Genomic DNA, 16,962 nt, shown 5'->3' with positions numbered 1-16,962 from the left:
CGCCGCCGTTGCCGAACACACCGCCGATGCCGCCTGCGCCGCCGCTGCCGGCGAGACCTCTGGTCGAGCTGCCGCCCGCCCCGCCGACACCACCGTTGCCAAAGAGCGACCCGCCGTTGCCGCCCGCACCGCCCGCACCGCTGGTACCACCGCTGGTCCCGGCGACGTTGTTCGTGGAGTTCCCGCCCTGCCCACCGGCGCCGCCGGTACCGAAGTACTGGGAGTTGCCGCCGGCACCGCCGGTTCCGCCGGTCCCGGTCGTGACGCTCCCGCCGGCACCGCCGTCGCCACCGCCGGCACCGAACACACCGCCGTCGCCGCCGGCGCCGCCGTTGCCGCCAAGTCCGGTGGTGGCGGAGCCGCCGGCGCCACCCGCACCGCCGTAGCCGAGCAACCCGGCACTGCCGCCGACCCCGCCGATACCGCCGTGGGCGTTGTTGACCGTGGTGCTCCCGCCAGCCCCACCAACACCGCCATTGCCGTAAAGCCACCCGCCCGCACCACCGGCGCCGCCGGTCCCGCCGGCGGTGGCGGCCGTGCCCGGCCCGCCGCTCCCGCCCTTGCCGCCGTTGCCCAGCAAGCCGGCGGTCCCGCCGGCCCCGCCAGTCACTCCGACGTTGGTGCTATCGCCACCGTTGCCGCCGTTGCCCAAGAGCCACCCACCGGGACCGCCGCCGGTACCGACGGGTCCGCTCGTCCCGTCGGTGCCGTTGCCGATCAGCGGCCGCCCGGTCAATGCCAAGAAGGGCTGGTTGATCAGGTCGAGCAGGTTCTGCTGGACGTTGGCGGCCTCGGCGCCGGCATAGGCGGCCGCACCCGAATTGAGGGTCTGCACAAACTGGGAGTGGAAAGCCACGACCTGCGCGCTCAGCGCCTGATACTCCGCCGCGTGCTGGGAAAACAGCGACGCAATAGTCGCCGACACCTCGTCGGCACCGGCTGCCAGCAGCCCCGTGGTAGACACTGCTGCCGCCGCGTTGGCCGAGCTGATCGTCGAGCCGATGCTCGTCAAATCCGTTGCTGCCAAAGCCACCATCTCCGGCATCGCAATCACCAACGACATCCCGACAACCTCCACTTCCCGTCCCGAATCAAGCTGTCGTCGCGTCGCGACGGCCGGTGAAAGCAGATGGTAGGCGTTTCGAGACGCGAATTCCGTGTTTTCCCTGACAATTTCACCGAAATAGTTCGGGGACCCCAACGAGCACACGGAAAGGCAGGACCCCACCGCGCGGCTAACTTGGCGCCCGGCCCACAGTTTCAGCGACGCAGCAAGGCGCCGACACGTTCCGCAGCCAGCTGTACCGCCGCGTCGCGGGCCGCGCTTGCGTCGTCTTCGGTCAGCGTGCGATCGGGCGCGCGAAACCGTAGCGCGAAGGTCAGCGACTTGCGCGCTTCGCCGATCTGCGGACCGGTGAAGACGTCGAATAACTGAATGTCCTCCAGCAACTCGCCGGCCCCGTCGCGGCCCGCATCCGCCACGACCTGGGCGGGGACATCCGCGGACACCACGAGGCTGACGTCCTGAAACACCGCGGGGAACGGCGACACCCTGGGAGCCGGCAGGGATTCCACGACTGGGATCGCGTCGAGGTTCAGCTCGATCGCGCAGGTGCCCTTCGGCAGGCCCGTCCGCTCGATCACGGCCGGATGCAGCTGCCCCGCGTGACCGACGGAGGCATCGCCGACGAACACCTCTGCGCAGCGGCCCGGATGCCAGGGCAGGTACCGGGCCGCGCGAAGGTTGACGTCAATTCCGCTGGCCCGGGCAATGATTCGCACCGCCTCGAAAGCGTCGGCGGCTTCGACCGCGCGGCCCGGACCCCAAGGACCGCGAGGCTCGCGCAAGCCGGCCAGCACCGCGGCGACGTGTTGCGGTTGCCGGGGCAGCGATTCGTCCAGCTTGGCGATCTCGCCTTCGGTGGGCCGGCGGTGCACGGGGATCAGCTCGATGCCGCGAGTCTGCTCGGTTGGCCGGACCACCTGCGCGATGGCGAACAACGCGACATCGGTCAGACCGCGGGACACGTTGCGCCCCAACGCTTCCAGCAGGGCCGGCAATAACGTGGTGGCCAGCTGCGGACGGTCGGCTTCCAACGGGTTGACCACACTGGTCGTGGTCCGGCGCGGGTCCTCGGCCACTAGTCCCCAAAGGTCGAAAATGCCGGCCGGCAGAAACGGCGTCGGCAGCACCTCGACGTAGCCGGACAGCGCCAGTGATTTACCGATCGCCCGACGGCGCCGTTGGGTGGCCGTGAGTCCGCGGCCCGCGGGCGCGGCAGGCAGCACCGACGGGATGACCTCGAGCCCTTCCAGCCGCATGACCTCCTCGACGAGGTCGGCGGGCTGCAGCAGATCGGGTCGCCAGCTCGGCGGCGTCACCTTCAGCACATCGTCGTCGGTGACCACCTCGGCGCCGATTTGCGTCAGCCGCCGAGCAGCCGTGCCCGGGGCGTAGGACACGCCCGCGAAGCGGTCCGGCAGGTCGGCTGCGATCCGGATCGGCGACATCGACCAGTCATCGACCGGCGGTTCACCCCGCCAATCGGTCAGCGCCGGGACGACTACTCCCCCGGCGATATCGGCCAGCAGCGCGGCGCATCGATCCAGGGCGGCCACCGAAATAGCCGGGTCGACTGCGCGCTCGTAGCGTCGGGCAGCCTCGCTGGGCAAGTGCAACCGCCGCTGGGTGCGCGACACCGCAGCCGGATCCCATATCGCCGCCTCCAAAAGCACGTCGGTTGAATCGGCGCGCACCTCGGTGCTGGTCGCACCCATCACGCCGCCGATCGCTGCGGTGGTGACGTCGTCGACGATCAGGACGTCGGCGGGTTCGAGGCGCCGCTCGACATCGTCCAGCGTGATCACGGTCTCGCCGGACCGGGCGAACCGCACTCCCAGGCTGCCGGTGATCCGGTTGCGGTCGTGCGCGTGCATCGGGTGACCGAGCTCGAGCATCACGTAGTTGGTGACGTCCACCGCCGGCGAAGTCGCCCGGATGCCGCAGAGCAGCAGCCGGCGTTGCAGCCACCAGGGCGATACCGCGGCCGGATCGATGCCGGTCACCGGCCGCAGGGCAAACCGGCGCACACCGGTGTCGGGATGCACCGTCAGCGGCCACGCCTCACCCTCGACCGGCAGCGCCGGCACCTCGGCGGGGTCCACGAATTCCAGGTCATAGGCGCAGGCGATCTCCCGGGCCAGCCCGCGCACCGACATGCAGTAGCCGCGGTCGGGGGTGATCGCCAGGTGGAGAACCACGTCGTCCAATCCGAGCACACCCGCGGCGTCGGCTCCCGGTTCGGCCGTTGCCGGCGGCAGCACCAGGATGCCGGAATGGTCTGTGGCCAAACCGAGTTCGGCCGCCGAGCAGATCATTCCCGCCGAAGTGCGGCCGTACGTCTTGCGGGCGGTGATGGTAAATCCGCCCGGCAGGGTGGTTCCGGGTAATGCTACGACCACCAAATCGCCGACCACGAAATTTGTTGCACCGCAGACTATTTCGTGCTGTACGACGTCGCCGAGGTCGACCAGGCAGGCCCGGATCGGCTTTTTGAAACCGGTGAGTTCCTCGATACCGGCTACCCTTCCCACGGTCAGCGGACCGTCGACCGGGCCGAGTGCGGTCGCTTCTTCGACTTCGTGGCCGATCCGGACCAACGTCTGCTCGAGTTCACCGGCCGAGACGTCCCAGCCCGGCGATCCGGCCGAAACCACCTCGCGCAGCCAGCTATACGGAACGCGCATCAGGCACCCACCCCGAACGGCAACGAGAACCGGATGTCGCCCTCGACCATGTCGCGCATGTCGGGAATTCCATTGCGGAACTGCAAGGTTCGCTCCAGGCCCATTCCGAACGCGAATCCCGAGTAATCCTCCGGGTCAATTCCAGCGGCCCGCAACACGTTTGGATGCACCATTCCGCAGCCACCCCATTCCACCCAGTCGGCGCCACCCTTCTTGTTGGCGAACCACACATCGACCTCGGCGGACGGCTCGGTGAACGGGAAGAAGTGTGGCCGGATCCGGGTGCGCGCCAACGGCCCGAACTCGGCGCGGGCGAAGGCGTCCAGCGTCCCGCGCAGGTGCGCCATGGTCAGCCCGCGATCCACCGCCAATCCCTCGACCTGATGGAACACCGGCGTGTGGGTGGCGTCGAGTTCGTCGGTGCGGAAGGTCCGGCCGATCGAGATGATGTAGACGGGCAATTCGCGCTGCAGCAGGGTGCGCACCTGTACCGGCGACGTGTGGGTGCGCAGCAGCTGCCGCGAATTCTCCGGCGCGATGTAGAAGGTGTCTTGCTCGCTGCGCGCGGGGTGATCCGGCGGGAAGTTGAGGGCATCAAAGTTGAACTGCTCGCTTTCGACCTCGGGTCCTTCGGCCAGCTCCCATCCCATTGCGATGAAGGTGTCCGCGATGTGCTCGGCCAAGATCGTGATCGGATGCCGGGCGCCGGTCGGCTGCCGGGTCGACGGCAGCGTGACGTCAATACCCTCGGCGGCCAGCACAGCCGCGTCACGTTCGGCCCGCAGCGCCGCCAGACGTTCGTCGTAGCTGCGTTGTGCATCGCGGCGGGAGACGTTCACTCGCTGGCCGGTATCGGCACGCTCCTCCTTGGGCAACTTGCCCAGTGCCTGCCGGGCCAGCGCCAACGGCGAACGGTCCCCAAGGTGCTCGGTCTTAGTGCGCGCCAGCGCCTCCAGACTGTCGGCTAACGCAAAAGCCTGCTGGGCGGCGTTGACCGCCTTGGCTAATGCCTCCGGCGACAGATCGACGGGTTGCTCACCCACGCGGCGACACTCTCCTTGCTGACGAGGCTAGGTATAACTGCCCGGCTCTCCCCCGAGGGGGACACCCACCTCGGTCCGTCACCCGGCCAGCGGGTGGGCCCTAACGTGGCTCACATCGTCGCGGGGTCGGTTCACGGCACGGGTATGACGCAACTGCCGATCATAAGTCATCGATCGGCTCGTTTTGGTGACGCCCACTGGGCAACGCCCCCCGGGGCCGGACCCTCCAGCCACCTCATCGAGACCATCCGCCCCCGCCCACGACAGCGATTCGACCGCATCGCGGTGGGGCCTTATCGTCCTATCGGGACGCCCGTCCGGCCCGGCCGCGCGTCATGCTTGAGCCGGTACGACCCGCATGGTCTTCCAGCGGACAAACCCGTAGGCCACGCCCGCGCCCAACGCGCCCACGGCAACACCGCTCACCGATGTCCAGCTGGTATGCGCCAGCAGCAGAAAGCCGAAACCGGACGAGACCATGAGCAACGCATACCGCGCCGGCGTCCAGCGAACCGGCCGATCGAACCGCATGGTCACCAACATGCCCAGCAACAGCGATATGGCGTGGCCGGAGTCGGTGAAATCACCACCGGCGATCGCGGTCGCCACGGCCAGCGACGCCCACCAGCCAATCCATGCCGACCGCCAGCGGCGAGAGATCGTCGCGGTGAGCGCTCCGACCACCGCAAGGGCGCCGTAGCTCATCCCGACGTCGCTGACCCGGGTGATCGACCACGGCAGCCAGCCGAACTCGACCGCGGCTGCCAACGCGGCCGCCACCAGCAAGGTGGCCCCGAGATGGCCGACGACGAACGCGAGGGTCAACCGTCCGGTGTGCAGGTGCAGTTCGGCAAGCGCGAGCAGACAGGCCAGACACGGCAGCCAGAAGTACAGCGGCCCCTCGGCGATCACGAAGGCGCTATTCCACAGAGTGCCCAGGCGACCGTGTGACAGGTTGTGCAGGTTTGTACTGGCATGCCGAATGACCTGCTCGTGGGCATGCGGACCGAGCATCAAGATCGCGATGCTGACCGAGCCAAGAGCTGCCAAGTAGCCAAGCGTGAACCGGACCCGGCCGAGCCGGTACAGCAGTGCCCAAATGCGATGAGTCATCGACATCTACTATGCCTGCTGTTCTGTTTCGGGACCGTCACCAAAAGCGGGCAGCTCCTTACGAGGTTTGAGGCGATAAATCGCCAAGTCCGGTGGAATGCCGGTGAGCTTGCTGGAAAACATCGGCCGACGTGCCCGCTTGGCGACGACACCCAATGCGTCCAACTCGCTTTGCGGGATCAGGTCCAGGGTGGGACTCGATATCATGATGCCACCTTTTGTGGCGCGTTCCATAACTCGAGCGGCGATGTTTACGTCGATACCGAGCCAGTCAGCGGCCAGTCGCTGCGGCCGGCCGGTATGGATGCCCACGCGCATCCGCGGCGTGTAGCCCGCCACCTCGACTTCGCTCAACGCCTCCCGAGCGGCGAGCACGGCGCGCACGGCTACAGCCGGATTGCGAAACACCGCCATGATGCCGTCGCCCATCCGTTTGACGATGTGGCCCCCGGCGTCCAACAGCGGGGGCTCGACGGCCCGGGCCACCCGGCGCAACAGCGCCAAGGTGGCATCATCACCGGCCTGCAGCGACCAGGTCGAGAAACCCACCAGGTCGGTGAAGACCAGCGTCACCTCGGGATTCACCGGACGGCGAGAAACTGCCTCAGTCAATGCCTGCCACAGTTGCAGCACACCCAGGCTGACCTCACGCGAGGCCGCATCACGATCCCCCAGCAGCCGGTCGGCAGCCCGTGCCGCGGCCCTCGGACCGCCGTCACCCGCAGTGGACAGCGGATCGCCGAATTCGGGATCGCCAGGCAACAGCCGTCGCGCCCGCCGGATGAACGCCACGACGCCCGGGCTGTGGTTGGTGGAGCGCAGCCACTGCCCCGGAGAACGCCGACGCGAAGCCGACGACGCGACCGCAGTCGCCGTCTCGTCGGGCACGCCGGACTCCCCTTCGCCAGCCCCGACCGCCACCTCGCAAGGGTAGGTGCTACGGGCTGAGCCAGGCAATCACAGTCGTCCTGCCGGCGCCCCGACGATCAGCCGGACAGCAACCCCAACAAGCCGGGAACGAGGCCGCCGACCTGTGTTCCGCCCAATGCAATCGAGGTGGGCGTTCCACTAGTCGGCGTGAGCGTCAGCGTGAAGGGCTGAAGCGGGGACAGCAGCCCGCCAACCGGAACGCTGAACGCCACGTCCGAGTAACCAAGCCCCGCTGGCGCCGCCATCGACTGCGTTATCGTGTCGTGGCCGAAAAGGAAGCTGTTTACGGCGTTGACGGGAGCAAAGAACAGCGTGCCTGCCGCCGCCAACGGATTCCCGCTTGATATCGCGTTGCCAAACGCTATGGCGCTATTTTGGAGCGCGGTCGTCGCGAGGTAATACGGACCCAAAGCATCAATGCCGAGCGCAAGCGGCGTAGGTAATGCGATGGAGCCGGAGGTGAGGGCCACTTCGAAGGTAGTCAGGTCCACGGTCCCGTTGAGTGTAAGCGCCACCGGACCTAACGGGGTGCTCGTATTCAGCAGCGGAACACTCACCGGAGCGGTCGGCCCGGCCAGCGGCAACATCGCGCCGCCGCCCGTGGCACCAGTGACCGTCGCACCGGTGGCCGTCGCACCGGTAGCCGTCGCACCGGTAGTCGTGGCACCGGTGGCCGTCGCACCGGTAGCCGTCGCACCGGTAGCCGTCGCGCCGGTAGCCGTGGCACCGGTGGCCGTCGCGCTGGTAGCCGTCGCACCGGTAGCCGTCGCACCGGTGGCCGTCGCGCTGGTGCCGCTGCCGGCAGTCGCTGCGCGTGCAGCAGAATCTGCGCCAGTTCCCAGCAACGGATGGCCAAGCAACGACAGGGCGGGTCCATTCACCGCGTTCAGCAGATTCTGCTCGGCATTGGCGATCTCGGCGCCGAGGTAGGCACCCGCGCCATTGCTCAGGGTACGGACGAACTGGTCGTGAAACGCCGCCATCTTCGCGCTGAGGGCCTGATAGTCCTGGGCGTGTGTCGCGAATACCGTCGTGACAGCCGCCGACACCTGATCTGCCGCCATGGCCACCAGGCCGGTCGTGGGCGGAGCCGCCGCCGCATTGGCCGCGCTCATCGCGGAACCAATTTCCGCCAAATTTCCCGCCGCCGCGTTCATAACATCCGGTACCACATTGAGAATCGACAAAGCCGGGCCTCCTTGCTTGACTCAAGAAGAAAATCACCGAGTAGTCTCCAGGAAAGAAACTCTACTCCCGGCAATCGCCTTTTGGTTAGCCCTTTTTCGGCCCTTCCAGCAACGCCCGGAGCTTCGCCGCACCAGCTCGAAATCAACGTGCGAGAAGCAAGCAAGGCAAAGACAACGTTGCGGTGGACGTCAAATCGTCCGATCGGAACTGTTTCGTGGCAGTCGGCAACATCCCGGTGGGCCGTCGCGGGATTATCCCATCCGGTCGGTCGCATCCGCAGCTCGGGACGCAGTCGACCACCCCCGGCCGCCGGGTCCCGGGGCACGGGCTCGCCGGGGTTCGCCCAATGTCACGCGCTGCGACAAACCTCCCTGATCACGCGAGCACCACGCCGCTATGGACGCCCGATAACAGCATGCTGGGGCACTCGCCGAAATCGTAGACAACGTGTGTTGTCACCGTTTATCGTGAGCGCACATCGAGCGCGTGGAGGCCGCGATGACTGCCACATCGACGACACCAGTCCAGCCACTCGGACCCGATTCGCTGACCTGGAAATACTTCGGTGACCTGCGGACCGGAATGATGGGCGTGTGGATCGGCGCGATCCAGAATATGTATCCGGAGCTAGGTGCCGGCGTCACGGAGCATTCGATCCTGCTGCGGGAACCACTGCAGCGGGTGGCCCGGTCGGTGTATCCCATCATGGGCGTCGTCTACGACGGCGACCGGGCGGCCCGGACCGGCGAGCAGATCAAGGGCTATCACCACACGATCAAAGGAGTCGACGCCGAGGGTCGTCGCTATCACGCCTTGAACCCGGAGACCTTCTACTGGGCGCACGCCACGTTCTTCATGCTCGTCGTCAAAGTCGCCGAATACTTCTGCGGAGGTTTGACCGAGGCCGAAAAGCGCCAACTGTTCGACGAACACGTGCGGTGGTACCGGATGTACGGCATGAGCATGCGGCCGGTCCCCAAGTCGTGGGAAGAGTTTCAGGAGTATTGGGCCCGGGTCTGCCGGGACGAACTCGAGATCAACCAGGCCACCATGGACATCTTCCACATGCGTATTCCCAAGCCGAAGTTCGTGCTCATGCCCACGCCCCTCTGGGACCAGATGTTCAAGCCCCTGGTTGCCGGTCAGCGCTGGATCGCGGCCGGCTTGTTCGATCCGGCCGTGCGGGAGAAGGCGGGCATGCGTTGGACCCCGGGCGACGAGGTATTGCTGCGCCTATTCGGCAAGCTGGTGGAGCTGGTGTTCCTGGCGGTGCCCGACGAGATCAGACTGCATCCCCGTGCGCTGGCCGCCTACCGCCGGGAAGAGGGCCGGACCCGAAGTGACGCGCCACTGGTCGAAGCGCCCGCCTTCATGGCACCGCCGCGGGACCGCCGCGGACTGCCGATGCATTACTTCCCACCGCGCGCACGCGGTTTCGCCCCGTTCCCGCTGGAGCCGGCCCGACTGATCATGGAGCGGGCCGGGTCGTTGGTGCACACCACGCTGTCGCTGGCCGGCCTGCGCCCCGCCCGGGGCCGGGCGGCTCGGGCCGCATAAGACACCGCATAAGACGCCGCGTCGATCTCAGCGAGCAGAGCGAAGCGACCGGGCGCTCTGGTACAGGCAGATGGCCGCCGCGGCGGCGACGTTCAGGCTCTCCGCTCCGCCGGACATCGGGATGCGCACCCGGTGGTCCGCCTCGGCGGCGATGTCAGCCGATAGCCCCCGGGATTCGGGACCGAACAACCACGCCGTCGCAACTCCCAGCAGCGGATCGGCATCGTCGAGGGACGTCTCACCGTCTACGGCAGTGGCCAGCACCTGCAACCCGGCGCCCCGCAACGACACGATGGCGGCATGGGTGTCCGCAACGGCGGCGACGGGAATGTTGAAGATGCTGCCCGCGGACGCGCGCAAACACTTGCCGTTGTACGGGTCGACGCTGTGTCCGGCAAGGATCACGGCCGCGGCCCCCATGGCGTCGGCGATGCGGATCAGTGTCCCGGCGTTACCTGGCTCGCTGATCTCGACGGCCGTTGCGATGAGCCGCGGTGAGCGGGTCAGCACATCATCCAGGCGGGTGGTCGGCATGTCGCACACCGCGACCAGTCCCGCCGGGGTAACCGTGTCGGACAAGGCTTTTGCGGCACGTTCGGTCACCAGATGGACCGGCGCGTCCTGTGCGCTCAACCAGGTCTCGTGCCGTTGCGCCGCGACCTCGGTGACAAACACTTCCCGCACCAGCCCGCGCGCCGACGCGGCCTCGACCAGGTTGGGGCCTTCGGCGAGAAATCGATCCGCACGACGCCGGCCAACGTGGCGATGCAATTTGACCGCGGCGGCTACCCTGGCCGAGCGTTCGGTAAGCACCGGAGCGCGGTGCGCCTAAGCGGCCTCTCCGGAGGGCGCGTTGACGTCTTCGGGCAGGGCCGCCCGGGCGACCTCCACGAGCGCGGTGAACGCCGTCGGATCGGTGACCGCGATATCGGCGAGGTTCTTGCGGTCCACCTCCACACCAGCGGCCTTCAGGCCTTGGATCAGCCGGTTGTAGGTGATGTCGTTGGCACGCGCCGCCGCGTTGATCCGCGAGATCCACAATTTGCGGAACTCGCCCTTACGCGCGCGACGGTCGCGGTAGGCGTAGTTCAGCGAATGCAGCTGCTGTTCTTTGGCTTTGCGGTAGAGCCGGGACCGCTGGCCCCGATAACCTTTCGAGGCCTTCAGGACGGAGCGCCGCTTCTTGTGGGCGTTGACTGCCCGCTTTACGCGTGCCATGGATGTTCCTACTCTCGTTCGGACTCGGACGTGCTTGGTCAGGTACCGGCGCCAGCCGGTCGTACGGGGCGCCGGCTAACCGTTCAGCAGCGAATTGACCCGCTTGGTGTCGTTGGCCGCCACCGCCGTACGGCCTTCCAGGCGCCTGGTTCGGGTCGACGGTTTGTGCTCGAGCAGATGCCGGCGGTTGGCCTTCTGCCGGACGATCTTTCCGGTACCGGTGCGGCGGAACCGCTTCGAGGCGCCGCTGTGAGTTTTGGCCTTGGGCATTTTTCCTCAGTCCTGGTGAGTTCTGGTTGGGCTAGCGGGTTAGTTCGATGAAGGTTTGAGTTCGCCGCCCGCCGGTCCCTCCCCATGCCGCGCCCGGGCGCGAGTTTTCGCGCCGCGGTGGGGTGCCAGCACCATCGTCATGTTGCGCCCGTCCTGCTTGGGCGCCGTCTCGACGAATCCGTATTCGGCAACGTCGGCGCCCAGGCGCTGCAGCAACCGATAGCCCAATTCCGGCCGCGACTGCTCGCGTCCGCGAAACATGATGGTGACCTTGACCTTCGATCCGGCCTCCAAAAAACGCACCACGTGGCCTTTCTTGGTTTCGTAATCGTGATCGTCGATCTTGGGCCGCAGCTTCTGTTCTTTGACGACGGTCTGCTGTTGGTTCCGGCGGGATTCGCGCGCCTTCTGCGCCGCCTCGTACTTGTACTTGCCGTAGTCCATGATCTTGCAGACCGGCGGCCTGGCATTCGGGGCAACTTCGACAAGGTCGAGATCGGCGTCCGCGGCGACGCGGAGTGCGTCTTCGATACGCACGATGCCTACCTGTTCCCCTCCTGGGCCGATCAAACGAACTTCAGGTACGCGAATGCGCTCGTTGACGCGGGTCTCAGTGCTGATGTGGCCTCCCTTGTTGGCTTTCTGCTGCTGCGGCCAGGGCCCGGACGGGCCGGAATCAGCAGTGGGATACACCAGTCATCAGCAAAAAAGCCCTGCCTAAGCAGGGCCCAATGCCGACCGATCGCGGCTCGAGACAACTCCAGCCGCCTGCGCCACGCGCAGAACAGGCATTGCACATATGCCTGTGACCGGACCGCACAACCTTGAAAAAGCGTTGGGCCTTTTCGTGGCTGGCGGTGGGAGTGGGACTCCACTTAACTGTTCCTGGCCTTCGCCGGGACGGTCGCAGCAGCCAGTCTAACAGCCAAGAACGGTCCACCGGGCAGCGCGCCGGCCGGCGCGCCGGCCCCAGCGCGCTGAGCAGGTGCAATCCAGCCACCCGGTCGCCAGGATTTTCCCGGTTTAAGGGAATATCCTCGCGGTTTGTGACCATCGCAAAGCCTCGCTCGATGGAGAGCAGGCCCGTCTCCCGGTATCACTGGGTTCCCGCGGCAGCAGGCTGGACCGTCGGAGTCATCGCGACGCTGTCGCTGCTGGCAAGCATGTCGCCGCTGATTCGTTGGATCATCAAGGTTCCCCGGGAGTTCATCAACAGCTACCTGTTCAACTTTCCCGACACCAGCTTCGCGTGGTCGTTCGTGCTGGCCTTGCTGGCCGCGGCGCTGACCGCACGCAAACGAATCGCGTGGTTGCTGCTGCTGGGAAACATGGTGCTGGCCGCCTTCCTGAACGCCGCCGATATCGCCGGCGGCGGCAACACCGCAGCCGAAAACTTCGGCGAGAACCTCGGTTTCGCGGTCCACGTGGTCGCGATTGTCGTGCTGGTGCTGGGTTATCGCGAGTTCTGGGCCAAGGTGCGCAGGGGCGCGTTGTTCAAAGCGGCCGCCGTGCTGTTGGCCGGTGGAGCCATCGGAATCCTGATTTCCTGGGGTTTGGTGGAACTGTTCCCCGGATCGCTTGCGGCGCCCGACCGGCTACCCTATGTGGCCAACCGGGTGATCGGATTCGCGCTCGCCGATCCCGACCTGTTCACCGGGCGGCCGCACGTCTTCCTCAACGCCATCTTCGGCCTGTTCGGCGCCTTCGCGCTGATCGCGGCCACCATCGTGCTGTTCCAGTCGCAACGCGCCGACAACGCGCTGACCGGCGAAGACGAGTCGGCCATCCGCGGACTGCTGGAGTTGTACGGCAACAGCGACTCACTGGGCTACTTCGCCACTCGTCGCGACAAGTCGGTGGTATTCGCGCCCAGTGGCCGCGCCGCCGTCACCTACCGCGTCGAGATCGGAGTCTGTCTGGCCAGCGGTGACCCGGTGGGCGACCCCCGGGCTTGGCCGCAAGCCGTCGACGCATGGTTACGGCTGTGCCAGACCTACGGCTGGTCCCCCGGCGTTATGGGCGCCAGTTCGCAAGGGGCTCAGACCTATCGCGAAGCGGGCCTGAACGCGTTGGAGTTGGGTGACGAGGCGATTCTGCGGCCGGCGGATTTCAAGTTGTCCGGCCCGGAGATGCGCGGCGTGCGCCAGGCCGTGACCCGGGCGCGCAGGGCCGGGTTGACGGTGCGCATCCGCCGACACCGCGACATTTCCGCGGCGGAAATGGAACAGACCGTCGCGCGCGCCGATGCCTGGCGCGATACCGAAACCGAACGTGGCTTCTCGATGGCGCTGGGCCGCCTCGGCGACCCGGCGGACTCCGACTGTCTGCTGGTCGAGGCGCTGGACCCGGACAACCGGGTGGTGGCGATGCTGTCGCTGGTGCCCTGGGGCACCACCGGTGTCTCCCTGGACTTGATGCGGCGCTCTCCGGAATCACCTAACGGCACCATCGAGCTCATGGTCAGCGACCTTGCGCTGCACGCCGAAAGCCTTGGCCTCAGCCGTATCTCGCTGAACTTCGCGATGTTTCGGTCCGCATTCGAGCAGGGTGCCCAGCTCGGTGCCGGCCCGGTTGCCCGGCTGTGGCGATGGCTGCTGATTTTCTTCTCCCGCTGGTGGCAGATCGAAACGCTCTACCGGTCCAACCAGAAGTACCAGCCCCAATGGGTACCCCGCTACGCCTGCTACGAGGATGCGCGACTGATACCCAAGGTGGGCGTCGCCTCGGTGATCGCCGAGGGCTTCCTGGTATTGCCGTTCACCCGGCGCAACAGGGCGCACACCGGGCACCACCCTGCCGTGCCGGAACGCCTGGCAGCCACCGGGCTGTTGCATCACGATGGCTCGGCGCCGGATATCACCGAGCTGCAGCAGGCGGACCTCACCGACGACGACGAAGTTGGGCGTCGCCTGCCCGAGCAGGTCCGAGTTCGATTGAGCAAATTGAAAACTCTGCGGCGCAACGGCATTGACGCCTATCCGGTAGGCCGTCCGCCCAGTCACACCGTCGCGCAGGCGATGGACGCGGACGACAAGGCCGCGCTGTCGGTGTCCGGACGCATACTGCGGGTACGCCATTACGGCGGCGTGTTGTTCGCGCACCTACGCGACTGGACCGGTGAAATGCAAGTGCTGCTTGATAATTCATGCCTGCAACAGGGCCGCGCCGCGGATTTCAATGCCACCATCGACCTCGGTGACCTGGTGGAGATGACCGGGCACATGGGCTCGAGCAAACGGGGAACCAGGTCACTGATCGTGTCCAGCTGGCGGCTGATCGGCAAATGCCTGCGGCCGTTGCCCAACAAGTGGAAGGGGTTGACCGATCCCGAGGCCCGAGTGCGGACCCGCTATGTCGATCTGGCGGTCAACGCCGAATCCCGTGACCTGCTCACCGCACGCAGCACGGTCCTGCGTTCGATCCGGGAAACACTGTTCGCCAAGGGCTTCATCGAAGTCGAGACTCCCATCCTGCAGCAGGTGCACGGCGGAGCCGCCGCCAGACCGTTCGTCACGCACATCAACAGCTACTCGATGGACCTGTTCCTACGAATAGCGCCCGAGCTGTATCTCAAACGGTTGTGCGTCGGCGGCGTGGAGCGCGTATTCGAACTGGGCCGGGCCTTTCGGAACGAGGGCGTCGACTTCAGTCACAATCCTGAGTTCACATTGCTCGAGGCCTATCAAGCACATGCCGATTACCTGGTGTGGCTGGACAGCTGTCGCGAGCTCATCCAGAACGCCGCCCTGGCTGCCAACGGTGCACCGATCGCGATGCGGCCCACCAGAGACGGCTTGCAGCCGGTCGACATCTCCGGAGTCTGGCCGGTCAAGACGGTGCACGACGCGGTTTCCGAAGCCCTCGGTGAGCACATTGACGCCGACACCAACTTGGCGGCGCTGCGCAGGTTATCCGATGCGGTCCACATCCCCTATCGGGCGCAGTGGGATGCCGGCGCCGTGGTCCTCGAGCTGTACGAGCACCTGGTGGAAAGCCGCACCGAGCAGCCGACGTTTTACATCGACTTCCCCACCTCGGTATCGCCGCTGACCCGGCCGCATCGCAGCAAGCTCGGAGTCGCGGAACGCTGGGACCTGGTGGCCTGGGGCATCGAGCTCGGTACCGCCTACAGCGAACTCACCGACCCGGTGGAGCAACGACGTCGTCTGCACGAACAATCCCTGCTGGCGGCCGGTGGCGATCCCGAGGCGATGCAGCTCGACGAGGACTTTCTACAGGCCTTGGAGTATGCGATGCCGCCCACCGGGGGCCTCGGAATGGGCGTCGACCGGGTGGTCATGCTGATCACCGGACGCAGTATTCGCGAGACGCTGCCGTTTCCGTTGGCGAAGCCGCATTAAGCCAGCATTAAGCCGGTCCGACAGCTCCCAGCGAATACACAGCGAACATTCAATGAACACGTTCCAGGACGGTTAACAAGCGATCACAATGGTTCTTGTGACAGCGTCGACGGCGTATCTTGCGCAACCGCTGGCCAGCGCCCATACCTCGCTGATGTACGGCTGGCTGCCCATCACGGTCCAGCTGGTGACCGCGACGGTGGTGCTGCTGGCGATCGGGTCGCGCTATCGCCGGTGGCGTCGGCTACCGGCCGCGGTGGCCGTCGGCGCTGCGACGGCCTGCGGGACCGGGTGGTATCTCGGCGGGCTCGCCAATGATTCTGCCCCGGCCGCGCTCTGGGTCTGGGCCGGTTTGACGGGCGTAGCCGCGACGGTGCTGGTCCTGGACTGGCGCAGCGCGCGCTGGTGGGGTCGCGGCGCATCGCTGATGGCGGTGCCGCTGTGTGTGCTCAGCGCGGCGTTGGCGCTCAACCTGTGGGTCGGCTATTTTCCGACCGTTCAGGCCGCATGGAACCAGCTCACCTCCGGTCCGCTGCCCGATCAGGCGGATCCGGCCAGCGTTGCCGCGATGGCCGGCAAGGGGACACGGCCGCCGCACGGCAGCGTCGTGCCGGTCACCATCCCGGCCACGGCATCGCACTTCAAACATCGCGGGGAACTGGTGTACCTGCCGCCCGCCTGGTTCTCAAGTGATCCGCCCCCGCGATTGCCTGTCGTGATGATGATCGGCGGCCAGTTCAACACCCCCGCCGACTGGGCGCGAGCCGGCAACGCCGTACAGACGGTCGACGAATTTGCCACCGCCCATGATGGTAATGCGCCGGTGCTGGTCTTCGTCGACTCCGGCGGAGCCTTCAACAACGACACCGAATGCGTCAATGGACGACGCGGCAACGCGGCCGATCATCTAACCAAAGACGTTGTGCCATATATGGTCTCGAAATTCGGCGTCAGCTCGCAGCAGCGCAACTGGGGCATTGTCGGCTGGTCGATGGGCGGGACTTGCGCCGTGGATTTGACGGTCATGCACCCCGATCTGTTCAGCGCATTTGTTGATGTCGCCGGGGACTTCTACCCCAACGCGGGAAACAAGGCGGAAACCATCGCCAGGCTGTTCGGCGGCAACGCCGACGCCTGGGCCGCATTCGATCCGACGACGGTGATCACCCGGCACGGCCCGTATACCGGGGTTTCGGGTTGGTTCGCCATCTCTGTCCCTGGTCAACCGGCGGGGCGTCGGGATTCCCCGATTGTCGACACCGCCGCCATGCGGGCGGCCGGGCGCGATGCCGCCGCAAATCCGAGCAACCAGACGGCGGCCGCCAATGCGCTGTGCGCGCTGGGCCGGACCAACGGCATCGACTGCGCGGTGGTCCCCCAACCGGGCAAGCACGATTGGCCCTTCGCCAACCAGGCGTTCGTGCTGGCGCTGCCGTGGCTGGCCGGGCAGTTGGACACTCCGGAGGCGCCGCGGATTTCGTTACCGGATACCGGCGGGGCGGCAGCGCAGGTCGTCACCGCCGGACGGTAGTTGC

At 66.6% G+C, this 16,962-nt stretch carries 13 protein-coding genes; 3 read left to right on the top strand and 10 right to left on the bottom strand.

Going from position 1 to position 16,962, the window contains the following annotated elements; translation table 11 throughout:
• From B4U45_RS27460 to B4U45_RS29990, 6 genes are all read right to left on the bottom strand, one after another.
• Positions 1-1,063 (bottom strand): PE family protein (locus tag B4U45_RS27460; protein WP_219859562.1); only part of this gene is annotated, 1,063 nt, incomplete at its 3' end.
• Between the two features lie 197 nt (positions 1,064-1,260).
• Positions 1,261-3,747 (bottom strand): phenylalanine--tRNA ligase subunit beta, encoded by a 2,487-nt coding sequence (gene pheT / locus B4U45_RS27455; protein WP_219859561.1) that lies wholly within the window; start codon positions 3,745-3,747, stop codon positions 1,261-1,263.
• Positions 3,747-4,790 (bottom strand): phenylalanine--tRNA ligase subunit alpha, encoded by a 1,044-nt coding sequence (pheS, locus tag B4U45_RS27450; protein WP_075547254.1) that lies wholly within the window; start codon positions 4,788-4,790, stop codon positions 3,747-3,749. The genes pheT and pheS overlap by 1 nt, the downstream gene beginning before the upstream one ends.
• A 333-nt stretch (positions 4,791-5,123) precedes the next feature.
• Entirely contained in the window at positions 5,124-5,903 is a 780-nt protein-coding gene (locus B4U45_RS27445; RefSeq protein ID WP_075547282.1) for a rhomboid-like protein, read from the bottom strand.
• Between the two features lie 9 nt (positions 5,904-5,912).
• Complete coding sequence (locus B4U45_RS27440) at positions 5,913-6,824, bottom strand: adenylate/guanylate cyclase domain-containing protein (RefSeq protein WP_198929525.1); 912 nt, start codon at positions 6,822-6,824, stop codon at positions 5,913-5,915.
• A 65-nt stretch (positions 6,825-6,889) separates the two neighbouring features.
• Complete coding sequence (locus tag B4U45_RS29990; protein ID WP_275887202.1) at positions 6,890-8,005, bottom strand: PE family protein; 1,116 nt, start codon at positions 8,003-8,005, stop codon at positions 6,890-6,892.
• Between the two features lie 514 nt (positions 8,006-8,519).
• Here B4U45_RS29990 and B4U45_RS27430 point away from each other — a divergent pair.
• Complete coding sequence (locus tag B4U45_RS27430; RefSeq protein ID WP_075547281.1) at positions 8,520-9,578, top strand: oxygenase MpaB family protein; 1,059 nt, start codon at positions 8,520-8,522, stop codon at positions 9,576-9,578.
• A gap of 27 nt (positions 9,579-9,605) precedes the next feature.
• Here the strand turns inward: B4U45_RS27430 and B4U45_RS27425 are convergent, their stop codons facing one another.
• The 4 genes from B4U45_RS27425 to infC form a co-directional block, all read right to left on the bottom strand.
• Positions 9,606-10,391: a TrmH family RNA methyltransferase gene (locus B4U45_RS27425; protein WP_075547251.1), complete on the bottom strand. Its 786-nt coding sequence runs from the start codon at positions 10,389-10,391 to the stop codon at positions 9,606-9,608.
• A gap of 15 nt (positions 10,392-10,406) precedes the next feature.
• On the bottom strand, positions 10,407-10,796 hold the full coding sequence (gene rplT / locus B4U45_RS27420) for a 50S ribosomal protein L20 (RefSeq protein ID WP_036412581.1): 390 nt from the start codon (positions 10,794-10,796) through the stop codon (positions 10,407-10,409).
• A 75-nt stretch (positions 10,797-10,871) separates the two neighbouring features.
• The gene (gene rpmI / locus B4U45_RS27415) at positions 10,872-11,066 is read right to left on the bottom strand and encodes a 50S ribosomal protein L35 (RefSeq protein ID WP_023373729.1); all 195 of its coding nucleotides are present in this window, start codon (positions 11,064-11,066) and stop codon (positions 10,872-10,874) included.
• 39 nt (positions 11,067-11,105) lie between these two features.
• Positions 11,106-11,687: a translation initiation factor IF-3 gene (gene infC / locus B4U45_RS27410; RefSeq protein ID WP_082275421.1), complete on the bottom strand. Its 582-nt coding sequence runs from the start codon at positions 11,685-11,687 to the stop codon at positions 11,106-11,108.
• Between the two features lie 449 nt (positions 11,688-12,136).
• On the opposite strand from infC, the gene lysX reads away from it, so the two are divergent.
• A complete protein-coding gene (gene lysX, locus B4U45_RS27405) occupies positions 12,137-15,427 on the top strand; it encodes a bifunctional lysylphosphatidylglycerol synthetase/lysine--tRNA ligase LysX (protein WP_183154996.1) in 3,291 nt (1,096 codons plus the stop codon).
• 88 nt (positions 15,428-15,515) lie between these two features.
• The gene (locus B4U45_RS27400; protein ID WP_075547247.1) at positions 15,516-16,958 is read left to right on the top strand and encodes an alpha/beta hydrolase; all 1,443 of its coding nucleotides are present in this window, start codon (positions 15,516-15,518) and stop codon (positions 16,956-16,958) included.
• Positions 16,959-16,962: the final 4 nt, after the last annotated feature.

Origin of the sequence: Mycobacterium persicum, assembly GCF_002086915.1 — a bacterium.
Lineage (GTDB): Bacteria > Actinomycetota > Actinomycetes > Mycobacteriales > Mycobacteriaceae > Mycobacterium > Mycobacterium persicum.
Note: the sequence above shows the minus strand (reverse complement) of the source record. Positions and strands in the feature narration are given on the sequence as shown.

Excerpts from the sequence above, each read along its gene's own strand:
- pheT (WP_219859561.1), bottom strand. The coding sequence starts at position 3,747 with ATGCGCGTTCCGTATAGCTGGCTGCGCGAGGTGGTTTCGGCCGGATCG.
- B4U45_RS27445 (WP_075547282.1), bottom strand. The coding sequence starts at position 5,903 with ATGACTCATCGCATTTGGGCACTGCTGTACCGGCTCGGCCGGGTCCGG.
- B4U45_RS27430 (WP_075547281.1), top strand. The coding sequence starts at position 8,520 with ATGACTGCCACATCGACGACACCAGTCCAGCCACTCGGACCCGATTCG.
- rplT (WP_036412581.1), bottom strand. The coding sequence starts at position 10,796 with ATGGCACGCGTAAAGCGGGCAGTCAACGCCCACAAGAAGCGGCGCTCC.
- rpmI (WP_023373729.1), bottom strand. The coding sequence starts at position 11,066 with ATGCCCAAGGCCAAAACTCACAGCGGCGCCTCGAAGCGGTTCCGCCGC.
- lysX (WP_183154996.1), top strand. The coding sequence starts at position 12,137 with ATGGAGAGCAGGCCCGTCTCCCGGTATCACTGGGTTCCCGCGGCAGCA.
- B4U45_RS27400 (WP_075547247.1), top strand. The coding sequence starts at position 15,516 with ATGGTTCTTGTGACAGCGTCGACGGCGTATCTTGCGCAACCGCTGGCC.